This window comes from Bartonella sp. AP58NXGY (assembly GCF_042195785.1).
In the GTDB taxonomy this organism is placed as follows: Bacteria; Pseudomonadota; Alphaproteobacteria; order Rhizobiales; family Rhizobiaceae; genus Bartonella.
On the sequence record NZ_JBHIOY010000003.1, the window covers coordinates 42,698 to 65,766 of the forward strand.

At 35.7% G+C, this 23,069-nt stretch carries 18 protein-coding genes; 8 read left to right on the plus strand and 10 right to left on the minus strand.

Annotated elements, in window-relative coordinates; translation table 11 throughout:
- Positions 1–2 precede the first annotated feature (2 nt).
- Positions 3–746, plus strand: coding sequence for a TlyA family RNA methyltransferase (locus ACFINC_RS02875; RefSeq protein WP_375616016.1), 744 nt, complete (start codon positions 3–5; stop codon positions 744–746).
- Positions 743–1,996 (plus strand): class I SAM-dependent RNA methyltransferase, encoded by a 1,254-nt coding sequence (locus tag ACFINC_RS02880; RefSeq protein WP_375616017.1) that lies wholly within the window; start codon positions 743–745, stop codon positions 1,994–1,996. Before ACFINC_RS02875 ends, ACFINC_RS02880 begins: the two co-directional genes overlap by 4 nt.
- Before the next feature lie 545 nt (positions 1,997–2,541).
- Here ACFINC_RS02880 and tldD read toward each other — a convergent pair.
- Both tldD and ACFINC_RS02890 read right to left on the minus strand, forming a co-directional pair.
- On the minus strand, positions 2,542–3,960 hold the full coding sequence (tldD, locus tag ACFINC_RS02885; protein ID WP_375616018.1) for a metalloprotease TldD: 1,419 nt from the start codon (positions 3,958–3,960) through the stop codon (positions 2,542–2,544).
- A 107-nt stretch (positions 3,961–4,067) separates the two neighbouring features.
- Positions 4,068–4,631 carry an invasion associated locus B family protein gene (locus ACFINC_RS02890; RefSeq protein ID WP_375616019.1) on the minus strand — a complete coding sequence of 188 codons (564 nt, stop codon included), beginning with the start codon at positions 4,629–4,631 and terminating at the stop codon, positions 4,068–4,070.
- Between the two features lie 397 nt (positions 4,632–5,028).
- On the opposite strand from ACFINC_RS02890, the gene cyoE reads away from it, so the two are divergent.
- The 4 genes from cyoE (at position 5,029) to rnhA (ending at position 8,623) form a co-directional block, all read left to right on the plus strand.
- Entirely contained in the window at positions 5,029–5,964 is a 936-nt protein-coding gene (gene cyoE / locus ACFINC_RS02895) for a heme o synthase (RefSeq protein WP_375616020.1), read from the plus strand.
- Between the two features lie 171 nt (positions 5,965–6,135).
- Positions 6,136–7,191 (plus strand): 4-hydroxy-3-methylbut-2-enyl diphosphate reductase, encoded by a 1,056-nt coding sequence (ispH, locus tag ACFINC_RS02900; protein ID WP_375616021.1) that lies wholly within the window; start codon positions 6,136–6,138, stop codon positions 7,189–7,191.
- Positions 7,191–8,150, plus strand: coding sequence for a homoserine kinase (locus ACFINC_RS02905; RefSeq protein ID WP_375616022.1), 960 nt, complete (start codon positions 7,191–7,193; stop codon positions 8,148–8,150). Before ispH ends, ACFINC_RS02905 begins: the two co-directional genes overlap by 1 nt.
- Positions 8,151–8,155: 5 nt before the next feature.
- Complete coding sequence (rnhA, locus tag ACFINC_RS02910; RefSeq protein WP_375616023.1) at positions 8,156–8,623, plus strand: ribonuclease HI; 468 nt, start codon at positions 8,156–8,158, stop codon at positions 8,621–8,623.
- A gap of 27 nt (positions 8,624–8,650) precedes the next feature.
- Here the strand turns inward: rnhA and ACFINC_RS02915 are convergent, their stop codons facing one another.
- The gene (locus ACFINC_RS02915) at positions 8,651–9,529 is read right to left on the minus strand and encodes a protein-disulfide reductase DsbD domain-containing protein (RefSeq protein ID WP_375616024.1); all 879 of its coding nucleotides are present in this window, start codon (positions 9,527–9,529) and stop codon (positions 8,651–8,653) included.
- Between the two features lie 71 nt (positions 9,530–9,600).
- On the opposite strand from ACFINC_RS02915, the gene ACFINC_RS02920 reads away from it, so the two are divergent.
- Entirely contained in the window at positions 9,601–10,185 is a 585-nt protein-coding gene (locus tag ACFINC_RS02920) for a YqgE/AlgH family protein (RefSeq protein WP_375616025.1), read from the plus strand.
- Positions 10,186–10,233: 48 nt separating this feature from the next.
- On the opposite strand, the gene ACFINC_RS02925 is transcribed toward ACFINC_RS02920, so the two are convergent.
- The 7 genes from ACFINC_RS02925 to ACFINC_RS02955 all read right to left on the minus strand — a co-directional run bounded on the left by ACFINC_RS02925 (position 10,234) and on the right by ACFINC_RS02955 (position 21,209).
- Positions 10,234–13,119, minus strand: a complete 2,886-nt coding sequence (locus ACFINC_RS02925; RefSeq protein ID WP_375616026.1) for an EAL domain-containing protein — start codon at positions 13,117–13,119, stop codon at positions 10,234–10,236.
- 403 nt (positions 13,120–13,522) lie between these two features.
- The gene (locus ACFINC_RS02930) at positions 13,523–14,797 is read right to left on the minus strand and encodes a M16 family metallopeptidase (RefSeq protein ID WP_375616027.1); all 1,275 of its coding nucleotides are present in this window, start codon (positions 14,795–14,797) and stop codon (positions 13,523–13,525) included.
- Positions 14,798–14,880: 83 nt separating this feature from the next.
- Positions 14,881–16,278, minus strand: a complete 1,398-nt coding sequence (gene thrC / locus ACFINC_RS02935) for a threonine synthase (RefSeq protein WP_375616028.1) — start codon at positions 16,276–16,278, stop codon at positions 14,881–14,883.
- Positions 16,279–16,904: 626 nt separating this feature from the next.
- Positions 16,905–17,267: a hypothetical protein gene (locus tag ACFINC_RS02940; protein WP_375616163.1), complete on the minus strand. Its 363-nt coding sequence runs from the start codon at positions 17,265–17,267 to the stop codon at positions 16,905–16,907.
- A gap of 212 nt (positions 17,268–17,479) precedes the next feature.
- Positions 17,480–17,842, minus strand: coding sequence for a hypothetical protein (locus ACFINC_RS02945; protein WP_375616029.1), 363 nt, complete (start codon positions 17,840–17,842; stop codon positions 17,480–17,482).
- A gap of 171 nt (positions 17,843–18,013) precedes the next feature.
- Positions 18,014–18,370, minus strand: a complete 357-nt coding sequence (locus ACFINC_RS02950; protein ID WP_375616030.1) for a hypothetical protein — start codon at positions 18,368–18,370, stop codon at positions 18,014–18,016.
- A gap of 2,143 nt (positions 18,371–20,513) precedes the next feature.
- Positions 20,514–21,209 (minus strand): HAD family hydrolase, encoded by a 696-nt coding sequence (locus tag ACFINC_RS02955; RefSeq protein WP_375616031.1) that lies wholly within the window; start codon positions 21,207–21,209, stop codon positions 20,514–20,516.
- A gap of 372 nt (positions 21,210–21,581) precedes the next feature.
- Between ACFINC_RS02955 and ACFINC_RS02960 the strand changes: the two genes are divergently transcribed.
- A complete protein-coding gene (locus tag ACFINC_RS02960) occupies positions 21,582–22,670 on the plus strand; it encodes a site-specific DNA-methyltransferase (RefSeq protein WP_375616164.1) in 1,089 nt (362 codons plus the stop codon).
- Positions 22,671–23,069: the final 399 nt, after the last annotated feature.

Below are 23,069 nucleotides of genomic sequence, written 5' to 3' on the forward strand. Positions count from 1 at the left end.
AGATGGCTTCCAGAAAAAGACTCGATATTCTTTTAGTTGAAAAAAACTTTTTTACGACACGTTCACGCGCACGTGATGCAATTATGCGCCAAACTGTTAAAGTTAATGGAGAAATCGTTTTTAAAGCTGGGCAAATCGTTTTTGATGATGCAGAGATTACCGTTTGTGATCCAGCGCAGAAATATGTTTCTCGGGCCGCGTTAAAATTGATTGCTGCACTTGATGCATTTCCAATTATGACAGATAAAGTGACAGCCATTGATGTTGGGGCATCAACAGGTGGTTTTACACAAGTTCTCTTAGAGCGTGGAGCGGCCCATGTCATTGCGGTTGATGTTGGGCATCATCAATTTGATACACGTTTATTGGGCAACAGGGCTATAACGTTATTAGAAGGCTTAAATGTTAGAGATTTTCAACAGGAACATTTAGGCGGTAGGGAAATTGATCTTATCGTTTCCGACGTCAGCTTTATTTCTCTTAAACTTGCATTGCCTCCCGTTTTATCTTTAGCCAAGAAGGGTGCTCAAGCTGTTTTATTGGTAAAGCCTCAGTTTGAGGTTGGTCGTAAGCACCTTGGAAAGGGAGGAATATTAAATCCATCAAGTGCTAAAAAAACCGCTGAGGCACTTTTTATCTGGTTAGATACTCAAACGGGGTGGCGTGCAAAAGGTTTACTTCCTTCACCCATTACAGGTGGTGATGGCAATGTGGAATATTTACTATTCGGAGAAAAACAAGAGTGAACGATAATGTGATAATCGACTATATTGGAGCAAATGGTTATGGTACTTCCAAGACGTCGCACGGTTTTATTTATGTTCCTTTTACTTTACCGGGAGAGTGTGCTGAAATTACTGTTCATGGAAAATATGCAACATGTATAGCATTAAAAGAAAAATCACCAGAACGTGTTGATGCTCTTTGTCAGCATTTTGGAGAATGTGGAGGGTGTGTTCTTCAGCATTGGCATACTGATGCTTATTGCGTATGGAAACGACAATTAGTTGTTGATGCACTTAAAAAGTATGGACTTAATAATGTTGTTGCGCCTTTAATAGAATGTAAACCCTATAGCCGACGTCGGATGACGTTAACAGCATCCATGACCCCACAGGGGCAAAAAGTTGGTTTTAATCGTTATCTCTCTCATGAGATTGTAGCTTTTGAAGAATGTCCAGTGACGCGTTTAGAGATTATGTCTAAACTAGATGATATCAGGTCACTTTGTGCTCTTGTAAGCAATCATGCCAAACGGTTTCATATAACGATAACATCTGTTGAAAACGGTTTAGATATCGCTTTAAGCGATTGTGTTATACGCGATGAGCGTGTTCGTCAGAAAATGATCAGTGCTGCTCTTTCATATGGGATTATACGTTTATCTGTTGACGGAGAAGTTTTGGTTGAACAAGAAAAACCATTGGTTTATTTTGGAGATGTCCGTGTTGAATTTCCTTCTGGTGGTTTTCTTCAAGCAACTTGTGAAGCTGAAAATATAATGGGCGATATTATTTTGACTCATTTAAAAAAAGCAAAGAATGCTCTTGATTTATTTTCAGGGGTAGGAACATTTGCCTTGCGTATGGCAAAAAAGATGAATGTTCATGCAGTAGAAAATAATGAAGATGCATTAAGAAATCTAAATACAGCAGCACGTTTTGCAACTGGTTTAAAAACAGTCACTTGTGAAAAACGTGATCTTTTTCGCCATCCACTTTCTGTAAAGGAACTTGAGTGTTTTGAGAGCGTTGTTTTTGACCCTCCTCGCGCTGGAGCAGAGGAACAAGTACATGAACTGGCAAAGGCAACAATATCACGTGTTGTGGCAATTTCGTGTAATCCCGTTACATTTGCTCGTGATTTATCTTTTCTTGTTGCAGGGGGATATACAGTAGAAAAAATCATACCAATTGATCAATTTTTATGGTCGCCACATGTCGAAGTTGTTGCTGTTTTGAGCAAAAATAAAAAGAAGAAAAGTTGGAAGCTTTAGCCTGAAAGTTTTTTTGACATAGTTCATTTGAGTATTATTATAAAATCTCTCTAAAATTTATCTACAATAATAATCTTTTTCTTTTCTTATTGAATGAAAGCACTGAAATACGGGAAGTTTTTTTATTTGAAACTTTTTTATTATAAAACATAAAAGATAGTTGCTCCACTACTCCATACAAAAGACGAACGTATCATGAAGAAGGTGTATTTAAGCAAGCCAACACCATCGTAATATTGGCCACCTCCTAATATTAGCTACAGCTCTTGGTACTTGAGATGGTTCATTATAGGTATTTTTAGTTCTTTCTTGTACAGTTTTACTCCATGCATCTCCCCCTCCGCTTGTAACGTACAAACGAATAATCTTAATTGATTCAACAGACACAAATTCAAAATGAGAAAATCTTACGGTGTTCAAGGTTCTAATTTAAATATGAATAACGCTCAATTATCTTTATAAATCAATGTAAAATTCACCCTTCACAAGACCATCTTGATAAACGAGAAGGGGCAATATTGAATATTGGGAAGGAATGAGCAAGCTTACTTCAACGCAGTTCCACCGATTGTCATATTATTAATCCGCAGATGAGGTTGTCCAACACCAACAGGAACGTTTTGTCCTGCTTTTCCGCACATACCAATACCATTATCCAGTTTACTATCATTTCCAATCATTGTGATACGTTTCATAGCATCCGGTCCATTTCCAATAAGAGTTGCGCCTTTAATTGGTGCACCAATTTTACCATTTTCTACTCGGTATGCTTCAGTACACTCAAAGACGAATTTTCCGGAAGTAATATCAACTTGTCCTCCACCAAATGAAACAGCATAGATACCATGTTTGAGTGAAGAAAGGATTTCTTCAGGTGTTTTATCTCCTCCTAGCATGATTGTATTGGTCATTCGCGGCATTGGTGCATAAGCATAAGATTCACGCCGTCCATTTCCAGTTGATTTACCCCCCATAAGCCGTGCATTAAGCCTGTCTTGCATAAAACCAACGAGTTTTCCATCTTCAATGAGAACATTATATCCTGAAGGCGTCCCCTCATCATCGACAGTAAGAGAGCCACGGCGTTGTGGAATTGTTCCATCATCAACAACTGTAACACCTTTTGCCGCAACTTGTTGTCCTAAAAGTCCAGCAAAAGCAGATGTTTTTTTGCGGTTAAAGTCACCTTCCAAACCATGACCTACGGCTTCATGGAGCATAACGCCAGGCCATCCATTGGCTAAGACAACATCAAAAGATCCTGCAGGTGCTGCTTCTGCTTCTAAATTTGTTAAAGCCATACGTAAGGCTTCATCCGCAGCTTCTTTCCAATTTTCTTCACGAATAAATTGGTAAAATGCTTGTCGCCCCCCACATCCATAGAAACCATTTTCACGTCGATTGCCTTCAGCGGCGACCACAGATATAGAAAGTCGTACGAGTGGACGAATATCACGAACCAAATATCCATCTGCACGTAAAATTTCAACATGTTGTAGCGAGCCGGAAAGAGAAACAGTCACTTGATGTAATTTATCATTTTTCGCACGCAAATAGGCATCAATTTTTTGCAAAAGAGCACTTTTTTCTTCAAATGACGGAGTATCAAGAGGATTATGCGGTTGATAAAGTCTCTTGTTTGTTTGTTGAGGTGCTACGCTATAAGGTCCAGCATGATTATTATAGGTAACAGCTTTAGCTGCTTCACAAGCATGCTTGAGTGCAGCAGCTGATAATTCATTAGAATGTGCATATCCGGTAGCTTCTCCAGCAACGACACGCAGACCAAACCCCATATCTTGATGGAAAGAGCCGTTTTTAAGCTGTCCATTATCAAATAAAAGAGCTTCCCTTTCTGTATACTCAAGGTAAAGTTCGCCATCATCCGCATGATGAAGCGTTTCCTGTACAAGAGACTGCACTTTAGAGGAAGCAATATCAAAATGATCAATCAGCGATTTCATAAGAATTATCCTATTGTTATGGGGATGATAAGATTTTTATTGATCTAATTAAGGAGCTCTCAAAATATACGATGAGATTTTAATTGTCCAATGTGTGTCGATTTCATTCATGTTGGTAAGGTTGCATAGGCATCGCTAAGACCCTGAAGGTCAACCAGACCTCCAATTCCTTGCTCTGGGGTTGTGAAGATAAAATAGGTTGCCATTTTTCCTTTTAAAAAGAGTTGTAATATGTCTTCTTTCAGAAAAGCTTCAGCAACACAATTATCACCAAGACAACGACGATATTCCATTCTTCCCATATCTTTATCGTCAATTTTAATGCCAACACCAGGACGTAACTCAACGCGAATCGGAACAAAAACACGCATCAAAGCGCCTTGCTTTTGAGGGAGTTTATAAAAGGTAACGCGGAGGGTAATATCATGACGACCTTGTGTATGGACGTTTTGTACAACTTCACACTGCATATTAGGTGTACCTGGTGGTAGAGAACAAACTTTTGTCCATGCACCATAGGTTTGTGGAGCAGGGACGTTTTGCGCATAGGGTGTTTGTGCAAAAGCATGATTGATAACACTACTATAAAGTGTGTAAAGAACAGCACCAATAAAAAAAGTTTTTTTGAGTAATCTATAAAATATCACAGAAAATCCTATCCGATTCAACATACACAATCATACATAGATTTGCATAAAAAATGAATTCTCCATATAAAAACTATAACACAAAACTAGTATTCACCCAAATATATTAATCCATATGCTAGAAATAAAAGAAAATGAGAACGAGGAGCATTTTGTAAGAGATAAATTTTCAGCATGGTTTTATGATGTTTAGTAGGATACATTTTTATGATACATTTGTAATATACGATAGAATGTTGATTGAAAAAATATATTTTTGTTGCAAATATTTCTATCTATTTTAGAGGGTACATACAACAGAGCTATCGCACATTTTCTCAAAAATAGATTGGTCGTAATTGGTCATTCTCATATGTTAGATAATATTTGCCAAATAATATTGATTTGTGAATGACAAAAATGGAAAAAGGTTTTAAGTGGCATGTCAGTTTCAGGAGAGTTATCGGTTGCGAATGGCAAGTCAACGCCACCAAAATCCATTATTAGTGATTATATCACATTATTAAAGCCACGTGTTATGTCTCTTGTGGTCTTTACGGCTTTGGTTGGTTTGGTGGTGTCTCCTGTTCCTATCAATCCATGGTATGGTTTTTTAGCAATTTTATGTATTGCTGCTGGTGGCGGTGGTGCGGGGGCACTTAATATGTGGTATGATGCTGATATTGATGCCGTGATGGAACGGACCCAAAAGCGCCCCATTCCTACGGGTAAAATAAGCCCCCGAAAGGCATTTATTTTTGGTATGGTTCTTTCTATGCTTTCGGTATTGGTTATGGGGAGCTTCATTAATTGGTTTGCGGCGTTTTTTCTTGCTTTTACAATTTTCTTTTATGTCGTTATCTATACAATTTGGTTAAAGCGTATCACACCCCAAAATATTGTTATTGGTGGTGCTTCTGGAGCTTTTCCACCAATGATTGGATGGGCTGTGACAACAGGGACAGTGAGTATTGATAGCTTTTTATTATTTTTAATCATTTTTATGTGGACTCCTCCTCATTTTTGGGCTCTTTCTCTCTTTTCATCTCTTGATTATGAGGCTGCAGGTATTCCTATGATGCCTAATGTACGAGGTGAATATTCAACAAAAAAACAGATTTTATTTTATACTATTTTGATGGCATTATGCGCTGCTGCTCCTTTCTTTACTGGTCTTGGCAGAATTTTTTATGGTATTTTTTCAACAATTTTAAGCATTATCTTTGTTTACTTTGCCTATCGTTTGTGGAAAGCTGATACACATAATGAAACTATTTTGATGGCAAAAAAACTGTTTTTCTTTTCATTACTTTATTTGGCAGCTATCTTTGGGTTTCTTTTGATTGAATCTCTTGTTTGGTATTTTATCGCTCTTTAGGAGCGTGAAAATATAAAAAACAAATTTTAAAAGAGCTTTCCTACAAGAAGATACTATAAAATATGTTCTTATGTAAAAGATGGTATTGCTAGTTTTTTTGCATTGATTATTCGTGCATAAGGATAGGTTGTTTGACTATGATACTAAAGCTATAGAGATTAAGGATGATTTATGTCTGGACTTCCCCCTTTAACGATACGTCTTTGTGGTCCACGTGGATTTTGTGCAGGGGTTGATCGTGCTATCCAGATTGTTCTTCTTGCATTAAAAAAATATGGTGTTCCAGTGTATGTTCGTCATGAAATTGTACATAACCGCTATGTAGTTGAGGGATTGCAGCAACGGGGAGCTGTTTTTGTTGAAGAACTTGATGAGATTCCAGAAGAATATCGCACTCAACCGGTTGTTTTTTCTGCCCATGGTGTACCAAAATCTGTATCAAAAGAAGCACAACGCTATAATTTGTTTTATCTTGATGCAACATGTCCGTTGGTCTCGAAAGTTCACAAACAAGCGATACGGCATCAACGTCACGGTCGTCATGTTATATTGATTGGTCATGCTGGTCATCCTGAGGTGATAGGAACGATGGGACAGCTTGAAGAAGGGGCTGTGACGCTCATTGAAACGATAGAAGATGCTTTGCATTATCAACCAAGGGATCCAGATAAATTAGGATTTGTGACACAAACAACGCTTTCTGTTGAAGATACTGCAGGAATTATCGATATATTACAACAACGTTTTCCTACATTAGCAGCCCCAGCGGCTGAGTCAATTTGCTATGCGACAACGAATCGACAAGATGCGGTTAAAGCAGCGGCAAAAGGGAGTGATTTGTTTTTGATTGTTGGAGCACCAAATTCTTCTAATTCGCGACGTTTAGTCGAGGTTGCTGAAAAGTCTGGTGCGCGACAAGCTATTTTAGTACAGCGCGCTGATGAAATTAATTTTGAAAACCTAAAAGCTCTTTCTGTTGTCAGTCTTTCAGCAGGGGCTTCCGCTCCTGAAATTATTATTGATGAAATTATTTCAGCATTTCGTGAGCGTTATGATGTCACAATAGAATTGGCTGAAACAGTGGTGGAAACGGAAAGGTTTTTAGTGAGTCGCGAATTACGTGATGTTATTTTAACCTCTCAAGATATGGCTTTTGTGAATGGTCAAGAAAATAGTACAAAAAATGAACATCAAGATACAGACATGTCTAAAACGAAAGCAGAATAATGGCCGTTTATACAGATATTCATCCAAATGATTTAAAAGCGTTTTTAACAGGTTACGCAATAGGGTCGCTTTTGTCTTATCAAGGTATAGAGGAAGGGATTGAAAATTCTAATTTTATGTTGGAGACAACACAAGGACGATTTATTCTAACACTTTATGAAAAGCGTATTTCAAAAGATGATTTACCTTTTTTTTGTAGCTTAATGCAGCATTTAGGACAGCGTGGAATTCCTTGTCCTCAACCCGTTATTCAAAATGATGGCATGATGATCAGTGAACTAGCAGGACGTCCTGCTGCTATTATTACTTTTCTGGAAGGAGAGTGGATCCGCCAGCCCAATATAGATCATTGTGGCGAAGTGGGGACGGGATTAGCACAATTGCATTTAGCAGGACAGGATTTTACACTCAGTCGTAAAAATACTCTTTCTGTTATGGATTGGCAGGTATTGTGGCAACGTTGTCAAACAAAAGAAGATGCATTATTAAAAGAATTTGGACAAAAAATTGAGTGGGAATTGGTTTTTTTACAAGAAAACTGGCCATTAAATTTACCAACAGGCATTATTCATGCGGATTTATTTAATGATAACGTCTTTTTTGTGAATCATCATCTTTCTGGTATGATAGATTTCTATTTTGCTTGTAATGACTTTTGGGCTTATGATTTAGCAATCTGTTTAAATGCTTGGTGCTTTGAGCCTGATCATTCCTATAATCTTATCAAAGCACGTAAGTTATTGGAAAATTATCAAAAAATAAGACCATTGATCCCTTTAGAACTGGACAAGATTGTTTTATTAGCTCGTGGTGCGTCTTTACGTTTCTTACTCACACGCCTTTATGATTGGTTTAATACACCGCCTGATAGCTTTGTTATTAAGAAAGATCCATGGGAGTATTGGCACAAGCTTTGTTTTTTCAGTAATGTAAATTCCCTGAATGAATTAGGTTTTTAAATTTTATGGCAAGTCAACAAAAAGTCGTTGAAATTTATACAGATGGTGCTTGCTCAGGGAATCCTGGAGTTGGAGGCTGGGGAGCGATTTTACGCTGGAATGGTCATGAACGTGAGCTTTATGGCGGTAAAGTCCATACGACAAACAATCAAATGGAACTCATGGCGGCAATTTGTGCATTAAAGGCGCTTAAAGAGCCCTGTTTGGTCGACCTTTATACAGACTCAGTTTATGTGCGTAATGGGATATCTAAGTGGATTGAGGATTGGAAAAAGAATAATTGGCGCACCGCATCAAAAAATCCTGTGAAAAATATGGAGCTATGGCAAGCTCTTGAGGATGTTTGTTCTTGTCATACAGTCAGATGGCACTGGGTAAAAGGGCATGCGGGACATCCAGAGAATGAACGCGCTGATGCACTTGCTCGCAAAGCAATTACTCAATATCGCAACAATGGACATTTTCCAGCATAATTGCTGTTTGAGAGCCTTTCTCTTTTATCACGGAGTTGTAAGAGAGAGGGGCTGCGTATGGAATATGAATGTTCCACTTAAGGCGTGATCTTTAAAAGAAACAGTGTAAAAAATTTTTTGGTTTATTTCTTCTGGTACGAAATAGATCGGAGCACTAAAGAGCGTATATTCCGCGTTATCACTGACTTTTTTTGCTGCTCCAATTTGCATTTCTCCTCCATCTAAAAAGAGAGAGGAAGGAGTAGTTTTGTCGTTATTTTTTATTTTTAGAAGAAGAGTATTGTTATTTTTTTCGGCGCTTATTTTGAGTGCATTCTGCATCATGCGAGGCAAAGAATCTTGGGCATTTTTTAAGAAGGAAAGGGGAAGATGTTTGTTTTTAAGAACAGATGGCGAAAAATCAAAGTTAATAGTCAATGGAAGACAGATTTTATTACATAGTCCAAGAGTGAAATCCCCACTTAAATTTTTGCTTGAACTAGAAAGATTGAAGGGCAATGTCACTTTATCTTTATAGCCTAATGACCAATCATTTTCTGTTTCAAAAAGCTGTGGAGTCGGATAAAAGATTTCATAAGAAACGTGTTGGTTGAAATTAAAAAATGGTGCCATGCCAGAATTACCTGGATTGCGCCAGTAAGTTTTCCATCCTGGTTTAAGCACAATTTCAATGATACCTTCTCTTATTCCAGAAAGAGAAGGTTCAGTGATTGCTAATCGGATACGACCACCCTCTGATTCATACCAAGATGTTGCGAAAAGCTGGAGTTTTTGTTCTGTTTGAGCATTTACAGGAATGTTAAGTAATTTTAAAACTAGGAATGTTAAGCATAAAGTAACTAAAAGCTTTTTATAAAAGAAAGTTGCGATATTTTGTAAATTTGTAAATATGTGACTTTTTTTCATTGGAGTTTTATTTTCCTAGTGTACTAAATGAACAAACTTTTATCATGTAAATTATGGAGAATAACAGATTAATGAAGCAGTGTAATGGCTTTTTGGGTGGTCAATTACTCATAGCAATGCCTGGAATGAATGACAAACGCTTTATTCGTTCTGTTATTTATATTTGCGCGCATTCTGATGCTGGTGCGATGGGCATTATTCTCAATCAATTACACCATATTGATTTTCCAGAGCTTTTGCTTCACCTTGGAGTAATAGACAGTGGCAAAAAAAAATGCCTTTCTGAACCGATAAAAAAGTTTCCAGTTCGCTATGGTGGTCCTGTTGATCCTTCACGTGGTTTTGTCCTTCATTCAGATGATTATGCTTGTGAAGAAACTGTTTTTATTGCAGAGAAGGTCTGTTTTACTGCGACAATTGATATATTAAAAGCGATTAGCTGTGAACAAGGTCCGCAGCATGCACTGGTCGCATTAGGCTATGCTGGATGGAAAGCAGGACAACTTGAGGCTGAAATTTCTACGAATGGTTGGCTAATCAGTTCTACATCACCTAGTTTTCTTTTTGAAAGCGATTTAAGTCGCAAGTATGACGAAAGCTTAACGCGCATGGGAATCAATCCAACCTATCTTGCTTCTGAAATGGGACATGCATAGAGTTTTGTTATTTTCTGAGTTTTTTAACTTTACACGTTATTCTATTCCTTATGTTTTTATTTTATAAGGGAAATGGCTCTGAACGAGAGTGATTAATTCTTCTATGGTAATTGGTTTCGTGACAAGTGTGCTTTGAACATATTTACAGCCTTCTTGACGGAGGAAGATTGCTTCTTTTTCACTTTCTACACCTTCCGCGATAATTTGCAAGTTAAGATCTGTTGCTATATTAATGATAGACTTGAGAACAAGTTTCTTCTTGAGAGAGTCGATTGAGATAAGTGAGCGATCAAGTTTAACCATATCAAATGGATAACGTACAAGATAGGTCAGTGACGAATAACCTGTTCCAAAATTATCGAGTGCGAGATTCATTCCAAGTATTTTAATTTGTTCAAGAAAGTGCGCTGATTGTTCAGGATTTTTTCTTAAGACAAATTCAGATATTTCAATCATTAAGCGCCCTTTGTGAAGCGGATGGCGAAGCAAAGCGGCACGCAATTGACTAATAAAACGAGGATGAAGCATTTCTGCGCTTGGTAAATTAATTGAAATAAAGAAAGATTGTTGGGAAAATTTTTCTTGTACATTTATAAGATCGATAATGGCATTATCGATGATAAATTGTGACAAATCCATAACAATTTGTTCGTTTTCTACGATTTTTATGAAATCAGAGACATTTAAATTTCCATAAGTTGGATGATGCCATTCTACAATTGTTTCAAAACCAATAATATATCCATCTGATAAATTCAGAATAGGATGGTAGAGGATTTTCATCTCATTACGTCTTATGGCATAATGAATATCTTTTTCCAGAGTATTATGTTCGAGACCCAGAGTGCGAAAATTAGGACGAAAAGGTTCAATATGATTTCCACCCATTTGTTTTGCGCGAATCATTGCTAATTCACTATCATTAAAAATATCTTTAGCAGTTGATCGACTTTCACTCCATGTAACCAATCCGATAGATGTTGAAAGGATTATTTTATTTTCTGAAAGTGAAATAGGAGCTGAAATTGTTTTGTGCAAATGATCTGCAAATGCTGCAATTTTTTGTGGTTCAGTTTCACTGAGTAAAATAATTGCAAAGCGGTCTGCTGAAAGGCGCGATAAGGTATCTTGAAAATTAATGAGACGATTTAAACGACGTGCGATTATAAGAAGTACAGTATCTCCAACAGCGATACCTAATTTGCGATTAATTTGGCGAAAATTATCAAAATCAATCATAAAGACGGTTGGTCTAATTTTGATATTTGCTTTAGCCAAAGAGGTATAGTTTTGTAGTCTATCAAAGAAAATTTGTTGATTAGGAAGTCCGGTTAAGCTGTCGTGGATTGCATCATGCAATAAGCGTTCTTCAGATTTTTTATGATTTGTAATATTGACAATAGTTCCAATGACACGGGTGATTTTTCCATCTTTTTGCATAGCTGGACGTGCGCGAAGAGAAAACCAATGATAATACCCCCCCCCAGAAGAAAGCCGAAAAATTTGATCAATGCGCCCTTTTTTATTTTTAAGAATGATATCCAATATGGCTTGAAAGCGTTCACGATCATCATGGTGCAAGGCTGAAATCCAGTTGCGCATAGGTCCATTGAGGTTATGAATTTCAGTACCAAAAAGGGTTGCCATGTTTGGATGGACAACAATGCGGTCACGCTCTATATTCCAATCCCAAATAATATTTCCAGCTCCCTTTGCTGCCAGTACTTGTTGTTCAAGGTCGGAAAATATTCCTTCATGAAAAGCATCATTGGAAAAAGTTTGTTGCAAGACAGTAAAGCTAATGAGAAGAACAATAAGCACTAATCCCCCTGCTAATGCTGGCTGGATAATATCATTGTTTAAATGTCCTGCTATGCAGGCATAAGCTCCAACACACCAAAAGCTAATGAGCAGCCATGTTGGAATAAGCATAATTGCGCGGTCATAGCTTCTGATTGAGAAATAGATGATTAACATGATACCAAGAACAGCGGTAAGACCAAAAGACAAACGCGCAATTCCAGCGGCTCTGATTGGATCATAAATAGCAAAGGCTCCTAGACTGCAAAGGGCAATGGTCCAAGCGATAGCACCATAACTAAAATGATAATGCCAGCGATTAAGGCTGAGGTAGGTAAAAAGAAAAATGAAGAGTGTAGCGGCAAGTGCTACTTCTGTACCAGCACGCCAGATTGGCTGTGTTGTAAGTGTAACTGCAAAGAATTTATTTAAAAAGTTGAAGTCAATACCAATATAAAAAAGCACTGCCCAAGCGACAGCCGCTGTTGCAGGAAATAGTCCTGTCCCACGGACGACGAAGAGAACAGTTAACAAAAGCGCTAAGAGACCTGATATACCAAGAAGAATACCATGATAAAGCGTATAAGAATTAATTGCATCTTTATAAGCTTCAGGTTGCCATAAATAGATTTGCGGTAGATTTGCAGAGTTAAGTTCGGCTACAAATGTAACAACAGCACCAGGATTAAGGGTAATACGAAAGATATCAGAGTTTGCACTCGGTTGACGATCGAGAGAAAAACCTTCGCTTGGTGTTATGGATTGAATTCTTGCTGACCCAAGGTCTGGCCAAAAAAATCCAGAACGCGCCATACGGTAATGGGGAGCAACGATGAGACGATCAACTTGTTCATCTGTTGGATTTGCAAGAGAAAAAACGGCCCAATTTCCGGAAAAATTTTCACTTTTTGCCTGCACTTCAATACGCCACACAATACCATCTGGTCCTGGCGCTGTACTTGTTTGAAAAATAGAGTTATTTGTATGGTGAATTTCAATTGCTTTTGAGAGATCAAGAGCAGCATCCTGAGAAGAAATTTTAACTGGTTCAATTGCTTGTGCTGATGTAAGATGGACAAAAGAACTAACGATTACAATGAAAATGATGTCAATTATTTTACGCAAACTCTTCACAATGTCCGACTCTCAATATTTTAGGATGTTTAGTTTTCATTTAGATTTTTGAGAAAAAACACCGCCCACCTTTTACAATTTATCTACATAATAGATTGTTATCACTTTTTCTTAAGTTATATGATTTTATATATAAATAAACCACATACCCACTTGCTTCAATGGAACTTGAAGCGAATGGAGTTTTATATTTTAAAAGGGCAAAGCTAAACCATGAATTTCTAGATTTCACGGATATACCTTTACTGATTAGAATCTTTATCACATGAAGTATGAATTGGGTAGTTTTGTACACCTCTTTGCCCACTATTTCCAAAACTTATTTAATGAAGAGGGCTTTTGTGGTAAATTTTATGATAAAATATGTTTATGTTATTGTGATGCTGCTTTGAAAAGTAGTTTTTTATTTTAGCTTGTATGAAAGAGTTGACGTTAAATCATCAAAATTCATGAGAGGTCCTACAGGTCCTACAGCGGTTAGTGTTGGAGTGGAATTTGTAAAAAGACGATGCGCTAAATCAGTTAATCTTGTAGGAGTGATGAGATTGAGGCGTTCAATTGTTTCCGATATTGGAATGGGGCGACCGTAAAGGAGTATTTGGCGTGCAATGAGATGTGCTTGACTAGAGGGATTTTCCTGTGACATTACAAGATTAGCGCGATATTGTGTTTGTGCTCGTTGAAGTTCATTGGCGTGAATATTTTTGCTGACCTTGGAAAGTTCATCAAGAATCACAGGAAGGAGCTCTTTGAGCCCCTCTTGTCCAGTAGCTGCATGAACACCAAAAAGCCCAGTATCTGAAAATCCCCAATGAAAAGCATAAATAGAATAGCATAATCCACGTTTCTCTCTTACTTCTTGAAAAAGACGTGAGGACATACCACCACCAAGAATAATTGAAAGAATTTGGGCTGCATAAAAATCACGTGCGTGATAAGCACGCCCTTCAAACCCTAGAATAACTTGTGTATCCATTAAATCACGATACTCACGAAAGTCGCCGCCGACATAATTTGCAAGATTAATAAGAGGTGCGGTTGAATGAGAGCGAAAAGTACCAAGACGACTTTCAACTTCTCGCAAGAAACTTTCGTGTTTTACAGCTCCAGCTGCAACGACAATCATACGATCTGCACTATATTGTTTATTGATAAAATCATGGAGATCAGCAGAGGTAAATGATTGAATAGTTTTAGATGTTCCTAAAATAGAGCGACCAAGGGATTGATGACGAAAGGCTGTTTCTGTAAAGTGATCAAAAACAATATCATCAGGAGTGTCATAGGCAGCACCAATTTCCTGAAAAATGACTTGTTTTTCTCGTTCTAGTTCATCTTCGTCAAATTTTGAATGCATCAAAATATCGGATAAAATATCGATAGCAAGCGGGATATCGCTTTTAAGTACACGTGCAAAGTAAGCTGTTGTTTCAATACTGGTTGTGGCATTAATTTCACCGCCAACATCTTCAATATCGGTTGCAATTTGAAAAGCGCTACGATTTTCGGTTCCTTTAAAAGCCATATGCTCAAGTAGATGGGCAATACCATGCTGTGTGGAGGTTTCATTGCGTGAGCCCACTTTAACCCATATTCCGAGTGCAACACTATCAATTTGTTGCATTGTATGTGTGGCGATAGTCAAACCATTATTTAGGCGACAGATATCTACATCCATGTATTTACAACTCCATTAAAAAGCTAAATACCTCATTGTTAAGGGCATTAGAATATTCTTGATTTAAATTAATGCTGCTAACTTTAATAAGATGCACGCGATTTTAAAGAAATATAATTTTTTACTATTTTTTCATCATTAGCAAGACTTATAAAGTGTTCTTCGCATTCCATTACATCATTGAGATGGGGGGGCCATGGGGCATGAAGTCCACAAGCACTTTTGAGAGTATCAGGAAATTTGGCTGGATGAGCCGTGGCAAGGACGATCATTGGAATATGCTGTTTTTTGTTTTCACGCGCTACTTTAAGGGCGACAGCTGTATGTGGATCAATAAGATAGCCACTTTCCTTATAGACACTATCAATTGTTTGTGCTGTTTCATCCATGTTGCTTGTCCCAGCGGAAAATAGGGAACGAATATTTTTGAGATGTTTTTCATCAAGAGAAAAGACCCCCATTTTTTTCAAATTTTCCATTGCATTGCGAATCCACATTGGATCACGATTGCTACTTTCAAAGAGTAAACGTTCAAAATTAGACGAGACTTGAATATCCATAGAAGGTGATGTTGTATGGACGATTGGTTGTGTTTCGTAAGTACCGCTGGTCAATGTACGTGCAAGGATGTCATTATCGTTCGTTGCAATGACCAGTTGAGCAATGGGTAATCCCATACGAGCAGCGACATAACCTGCAAAAATATCACCGAAATTTCCAGTAGGAACAGTAAATGAAACAGCTCTATCAGGCGCACCTAAGGAAAGTGCGGATGAAAAATAGTAAACAATTTGCGCCATGATACGCGCCCAATTTATAGAATTAACACCTGAAAGCGCTGTTTTTTTACGAAAATTGTGGTCATTAAACATTGCTTTAACAAGAGCTTGGCAATCATCAAAATTTCCTTCAATAGCAATAGCATGAACATTTATACTTTGATTGGTTGTCATTTGCCTTTGTTGAACAGGTGAGACTCGTCCTTTAGGAAATAAAATAAAAATATCTGAATGTTCTTTTCCAGCAAAAGCTTGTATTGCAGCACCCCCTGTATCACCCGATGTTGCAGCAACAATCGTTGCACGTCTATTTTTTTTAGTCAAAATATAATCCATAAGCCGAGAAAGAAACTGCATTGCGACATCTTTAAAAGCTAAAGTAGGTCCGTGAAAGAGTTCAAGGATAAATTCATCTGCTTTAGTTTGTCGTAATGGACAGATTGCTGGATGGTGAAAGGTTGCATAAGATTCAGCGATCATATTTTCAAAGGCTGTATACTCGATCTCGTTATTCACAAAGGGCCAAAGAATAGTTTTAGCAATTGTTGTATAGGATTGTCCACGAAGTGTTCGTAACGCATCAAATGATAATTGCGGAAATTTATCTGGAAGATAAAGTCCACCATCACTCGCCAACCCTGTCATGATAGTTTCCGTAAAGCTTAAAGCAGGAGATTCACCTCTCGTGCTGATATATTTCATAAGTCTTATCCTTTTTTATTTCTGGCAAATTGATGCAGTTATTCATTTCACGTTTTTCATAATATTTAAATTATTAAATGGATAGAAGTTTATTTTCTTCTTTTTAACTCAATAATGAAAAGAAATAGTTTTAAGCATTTTTATTTTTGAGATATAAACGTCACATTTTCACAGAAAATCTGTTATAGTCGAAAAATTTCTTTCTATTATAAATTTTACAGCATGTTTTCACTTATGTACCTTCCTCAATAATGAAATCAAATATATAGAATAGTATTTATTGAATAACTTTTTTGTAAAATTCAATTGTTCATAGTTATTTTATGCTTTTATACTTTATGAAAAATAAATCTTCTAAAATGAATGTTGAGCTGATACATTTTGGGATTCATACTGGAGGATTTATAAGGTAAATTTATGACATTTCGTGCATAAATGGATATTTTAAATAATCTTTGTTGAGTTTAATTGATCATTTTGTATACTAATAGATATTATATTTGTGCTATACATATGGGAACCTAAAGTTTATCCATAGAAAGCATAAAAACAGCCTGCCAAATGATGTGAAGCAGGCTGTAAAATACTCTTATTAAAAATAGAACAAATAACTGAGCAGTTTTGAATTATTTGCCTTTAATTTTTCCTATTGCCCATCCGATTATCGCACTAAATATGGACATAACAGATCCGGTCAAAAATCCAAACCCCAAAGCTCCCATTGTAGAAAAAACTCCTAGAGTAATGGGTTCAAATACTTTTTCATATTTTCCCTCAATGGCAGATTCACTTTTTGTTTTATGAGTGAAACTCGGTACATAAAGAGCAGCTATATTGATCGTTTTTGTTTCCCCTTGCTCTATGAAAGAAACAGCTTCCCATTGAGCATCATTTTTCAAATGATTGGCATGAACATTTATAACTTGTGAAAGCAAAAAAGCGACCGCTATAAAAATATTTAATACGTAAGTTTTCAATACTTTAATCATCATTTACCTCCAATACTTTTACTGTTGTTTTAGGATAAATTGATACATTGACAGAATTAGTGCCCATTGAGAGAAACAGAAGTATTTAAAGATTTCTTCATTCTTAATGTGATAATTCATTAGTTTTTTTATCATTAATAATAGATAAAAACAGAATGTATCTACAGTTTATCTTTTATATGAGAAGATCTTATGCTTATGAAATTTCAATTTTAACGAGATTTAAAATAGTATATTATTTTGCTGATTATCCATCCTAAAAACATACCTACCGTACTTGATGCATAACCAAGAGCCATCCCAATACCAAAAGTCCCGAGTGTAAGAGGTTCAACGATTTTTTCAAATTTTCCTTCAATAGTAGTTTCATTATCCACTCCACCATTTAGATAGGGGCTATAGAGAGAAACGGTATGGACTGCATCTTGTTTTTTTTGCTCTATTGCAGAAACAAAAATATTCTCACCATGAGTATTATTTTGCAAATAGCCTGCATGCGCATTTATAATCTGTGAAAGAGAAAAGGCAGACATAATGAAAATACTTAACATATGATTTTTAAACAATTTAATCATAATTTACCTCAAATATTTTATACTATTCAATATATATGCGTAAATTTATATTTTGGATATAATCTACAACATTTATATTTCATGGAAAAATAAGCTTCATTATGCAATTATTTATAATGAATTATCGATTCATAATGAAGCTATTATTCTAGAGTTATAGACGAGATTGAATTATTTAAACATCAATACTATGTCCTTTATCCAACTTATTATCGATCCGATAAAACTCATTGCATATCCAGCGAACAATAGTCCCATTCCTATAGTCATAGGCTCAACGACCTTTTCAACTTTTCCTTCAAAGGTTGTCCCATTTTCTGTTCCATAACTTACAGATGGAACATGGAAAGCAGTCATAGAAACTGCGTCAGATTTCACATTCTTTACTTGTTCCATTAGGGCAACAGAACACTCTTCTTTTGGAGCCTCTTTTTTTAAATAGTTTGCATTAACATTTATGGTTTGTGAAAGAAAAAAAGCGCTTGTTATAAAAATGCTTAAGACATAACTTTTAAATATTTTTACCATAACTTTACCTCAAATATTTTTAATTTGGATATACAATTAAATATACAATATGTGTACATAATTTACTTTATAGAGAACAACCATATATCATTATGTATTTTTAGTCAATATTAAAAACACATATTAAAAATATAACGATAGTTTTTATAAAAATTATTGTAAAAAAGTAACACTAATAATTACAAAAAATATTTTTTAGCGTTTATATATGTATTACTATATGTTATTTTATAATTGTCATATAGTATTAATATATTTTATAATATTGTAAGATATATTTTAAATATTTCATTATGATATAATTATATAAAATAATACCTAAATATCGTATCTTGTTATAAAAAATCTTAATATTATTTTTAATGAGTCTTAATAAGATAATATAATGAATATAATTGATATTATTTTAATACATTTAGATACAATACAATTGATTAAAATTTTTATGAAATAAATCTATAAAGTCTATTTTTATTATCTATTTTGTAATAAAAATATATGAAAATGGTGATGTGTTGATGAAGATATTCTTAATAATTAATGTCTTAAGGGAAGTTCTATAAATTTTGTTCGCTATAGGAGTGTTATAAATAGTTATTATTATGGAATATGTATTCTGTAGATGGTTTATTCAATAGTTATGTTTAATTATATCATGATGACATAATGCTATTGCTTACTCCTCGCTTAATTATATCTACTTTTATGTTATAGATCCTAAAAGATGTACAGTTCTCTTATAGTGTGAAGTAGAGTGTGAGTTGGATAGAGATAAATGATATTATCTTTCATCTTTTTCACTAAGGTGAACAGCATTACCACGGTGCAAGACAGTGTATAGAAGAATATCAATTCAGACATATTTATGCGTGCCGAAAGATCAGCAAGGGATAATATTTTTCAACATTTTCTTCTATCCAACCTGAAGAGATATTTTTGTTTTTTAGAAAGAGTATTTTTAAAAAGTTGGATTGTTTTCCAAAAGGTTTGGTTTCATTGCCTATTAAAAAAGTCTATGAAGTGCTCTCAAAAAATTTTGAAGCTTGCTGTTATCTCTTTACATCATCCAATACTATTATATGTTTCATATTTACGCGCTTGTTTTAAAGAGACCTTTCTCAAGGAATTTAAGCCTATTTCATAATGATGTCTTATGATTTTTATAGTATGGGGCAGTATAATGATAACCCCCTATAATATAAAAGTCATAGGGCATCACCATCTTTACGTTTATAAAGGAGAAAAATGGCATCATCATACATTTTGCGCGTTCCTCGTATTGCAACACAGTCTTTGGCACTTGAAATAATTCATTAAGAGGCATTTTAATTCCTTATTTTTCATTGATTCAACATATCCAGATTTGAAATGAGAGCTTCTTAAGATATTTGTTTTTTTAATTTAAATAATGCTAGTTTATTGTTGTAAATCAATATATTGCTTATCAATTGCGTGGTATGGAATTTTCCTATGTAATCACACCCTTTTGTTAGGATGTCTTTTCTTTATCTTTTGTAATTTCAGAGAGGCAGGACTTATTGATGCAGTTAAAATATTGTTTAAACAGCAATATAAATAAACGTTTAACAAGTTTACTAAATTTAGATTAAGGAAGTATAAGCCCTTATAACTCAGCAGGGGTGCTTTTGTTGTTTTCAACAAACTCTTGTGTTCCATAGGTTATACGAATTTTAATATGTTTCTCCATGATTAAGGCGCCCATACCATACAATTTTACTATGGCATGTGATTTCTTTGATCAGATGAAGGAGGCATAGCGATTTTCACATCTTATCGGTAAGGAATTGTAATATTCCTTTTTTGACAAATCTCATAATTTATCAGGATGGGCTGCTGAGATTGGGAGTAGGATATCAGATTTGAGATAGATAAGCAGGTTTTGATTTCTAAGAGTTCACATTCTTGTTTTTTGCTTCTTTTTAAGCATGTGCAATGGTTAGTTAACTTATGGTTGTTCAATGAGGTGCCATATTTTTTCTTTGCATTGAGATGCAATTGATCTGGGTTGTGAATCACACATTTATTGAAGGTCTTATAAAAGAGGAGGAGCGAGAAGTAGAGGATATTTTGGTAAAAATACCTCTTACGAGAGTTTATAAACTGATATATTTAAGAGATTTTTTTATAATAAATCTCGCCATACTGCCATGGCTTCTAAGACTTCTCCTAAATGAGCATGTTTTGCGATAACCGTTTCTGCACCAGCTTCTGCAAGTGCATTAGAGTGGCCAAGATAGCTATGTGATCCTCCCGTAAAGCCGATGGCACGCATTCCTGCTGCTTTGGCGGCATGTACACCATGAATTGAATCTTCTATAACGATAGTGTTTTGAGGCTCTACTTGTAATTGTTTTGCGGCAAAAAGGAAAACATCAGGGGCAGGTTTGGTTTTTTTTGTTCCAACTTCAGGTGCAGAAAATATTTTACCTTCAAAAAGTTCATAGAGATCAACAGTGGTGAGCATCTCTTTTATATCGATGCTTTTTGCATTAGAGCAGATACAGTAGGGATAGCGTGTTTGAATAATTTCTACTGCTTCTCTTACATCATCAATAGCCCGTAATTCAGTTTTTATTTGTGTACGAAAAATATTAGTCATTTGATCTATGAGATGAGCAGAAATAGGTTTTTCTGTTTCCTGTTCAACGTGTTTAAGAATATCGCGAAAGATAAGCCCTGCAAAACGCTCACTCAATTCTTCGGGTGATATTTCATATCCTGTTTGTTTGAGCAATTGAGATCCAATTTTTGCTGCAAGATATTCAGAGTCGACGAGAACTCCGTCACAATCAAAAATAATAAGATCTATCTGAGGCATAAGATATTCCTTTACATGTTACGAGATGGACAACTTTCATGAAAACGATATTGAGAAGATCTTATTTCATAAAAATACGCTTTGAAAATGATTCTTAATTCTTTTACGAAATAAAAGATATAGGAACAGTACATTGAAAAAAAGAAAATTAAGGTTTCATTCATATGAAAGTTTTTTTTTACTAAAAAAACAAAAACAATTATCAATTTTGTAGAACTTTAACGATACGTTTACGCTATTTTGTAAATATAGATTGGTAATGCGGGCCTATAAACTATTTTGGTTGATTATAGGGCAAATTCAGTTAATTTTGTTGGGTTTTTCATGACAGTTATTCAGCTTCAAAAAGATTTCCTTCGTACTCCCTCACAAATGCCATGGCGCAATAAAATTTTTAAAGGAGATTGTGTTTCCGTTTTAGAAAAACTTCCAAAACATTCTGTTGATATGATTTTTGCGGATCCACCCTATAATTTGCAATTGGATGGAGCTTTATACCGTCCAGATCATTCGATTGTTGATGCGGTTGATGATGCATGGGATCAGTTTGAGAGTTTTGCTGCTTATGATGCTTTTACTCGTGCATGGTTGCTTGCTTGTCGTCGTGTATTAAAACCCAACGGAACACTTTGGGTTATCGGATCTTACCATAATATTTTTCGGGTTGGGACGGCATTACAAGATTTAGGTTTTTGGATGCTTAATGATATTATTTGGCGCAAGAATAATCCGATGCCTAATTTTCGAGGGCGCCGTTTTCAAAATGCTCATGAGACGCTTATTTGGGCCGTGCGAGATCAAAAAGATAAAAAGTACACATTTAATTATGATGCCTTAAAAGCGGCAAATGAAGATCTACAAATGCGTTCAGATTGGCTTTTCCCTCTCTGCACTGGAGCTGAACGTTTAAAGGATGATTCGGGGCGTAAATTACATCCAACACAAAAACCGCAAGCGTTATTAGCGCGTATTATTATGGCTTCTAGTAAACCTGGTGATGTTATTCTCGATCCATTTTTTGGTTCGGGAACAACAGGTGCTGTTGCCAAGCTTTTAGGGCGTGATTTTGTTGGGATTGAACGCGAGCAAGATTACATCGATGCAGCATGTGAGAGAATTGCGGCGGTTCAACCTTTAGCGCAACCAGAACTAGCGATTTTGGATAGAAAAAAAGCAGAACCGCGCGTAGCATTCAACAGTTTGCTTGAAGCAGGTTTACTCTATCCTGGAGAAGTTCTGTATGATCGTAAGAAGCAAGTATCTGCTATTGTAAGAGCTGATGGTACGATTATGCATGGTGGTGAAGCGGGCTCAATTCACGCAATGGGAAGAAAGGCTCAAGATTCGCAGAGTTGTAATGGTTGGACCTTTTGGTATTATGAGGAAAATGGACGGTTGAAGTCCATAGATCATTTAAGAATGATCATACGTTCACAAATGTTAAAAACGGGTGTTTTATGAATTAAGCTGATCGCTTCATTCTATTGACCACCAATGTACCTGATCTTGATTGAGATGGACGTGAGGGTGTTTTAGCCTTTCTTAGATGTTTTTTATTGACACACTAATCTCGCTTGTAAGCGACAAGCGAGTATTTTTATGCTTCTTTTAGAAGAAATTAAAATGAGAAATTTTCACTCTATGTTCTCGTTTTAGTTCCAAAACAGTAAAGTTTCAATATAAGCTTATAAAAATGAAATATCAGAATTAAAAGGTTCATTCAGAAGTTCAAAATTAAGTGCTTTTTTGAATACGTACATCTGTAAAGTGCATATAATATATTGATTATAAAGATAATTTAGCGCAACTCATATTGAAATGCCCTCGGAATATCGTCAAGTTTTCTTATTTCAAATTTGT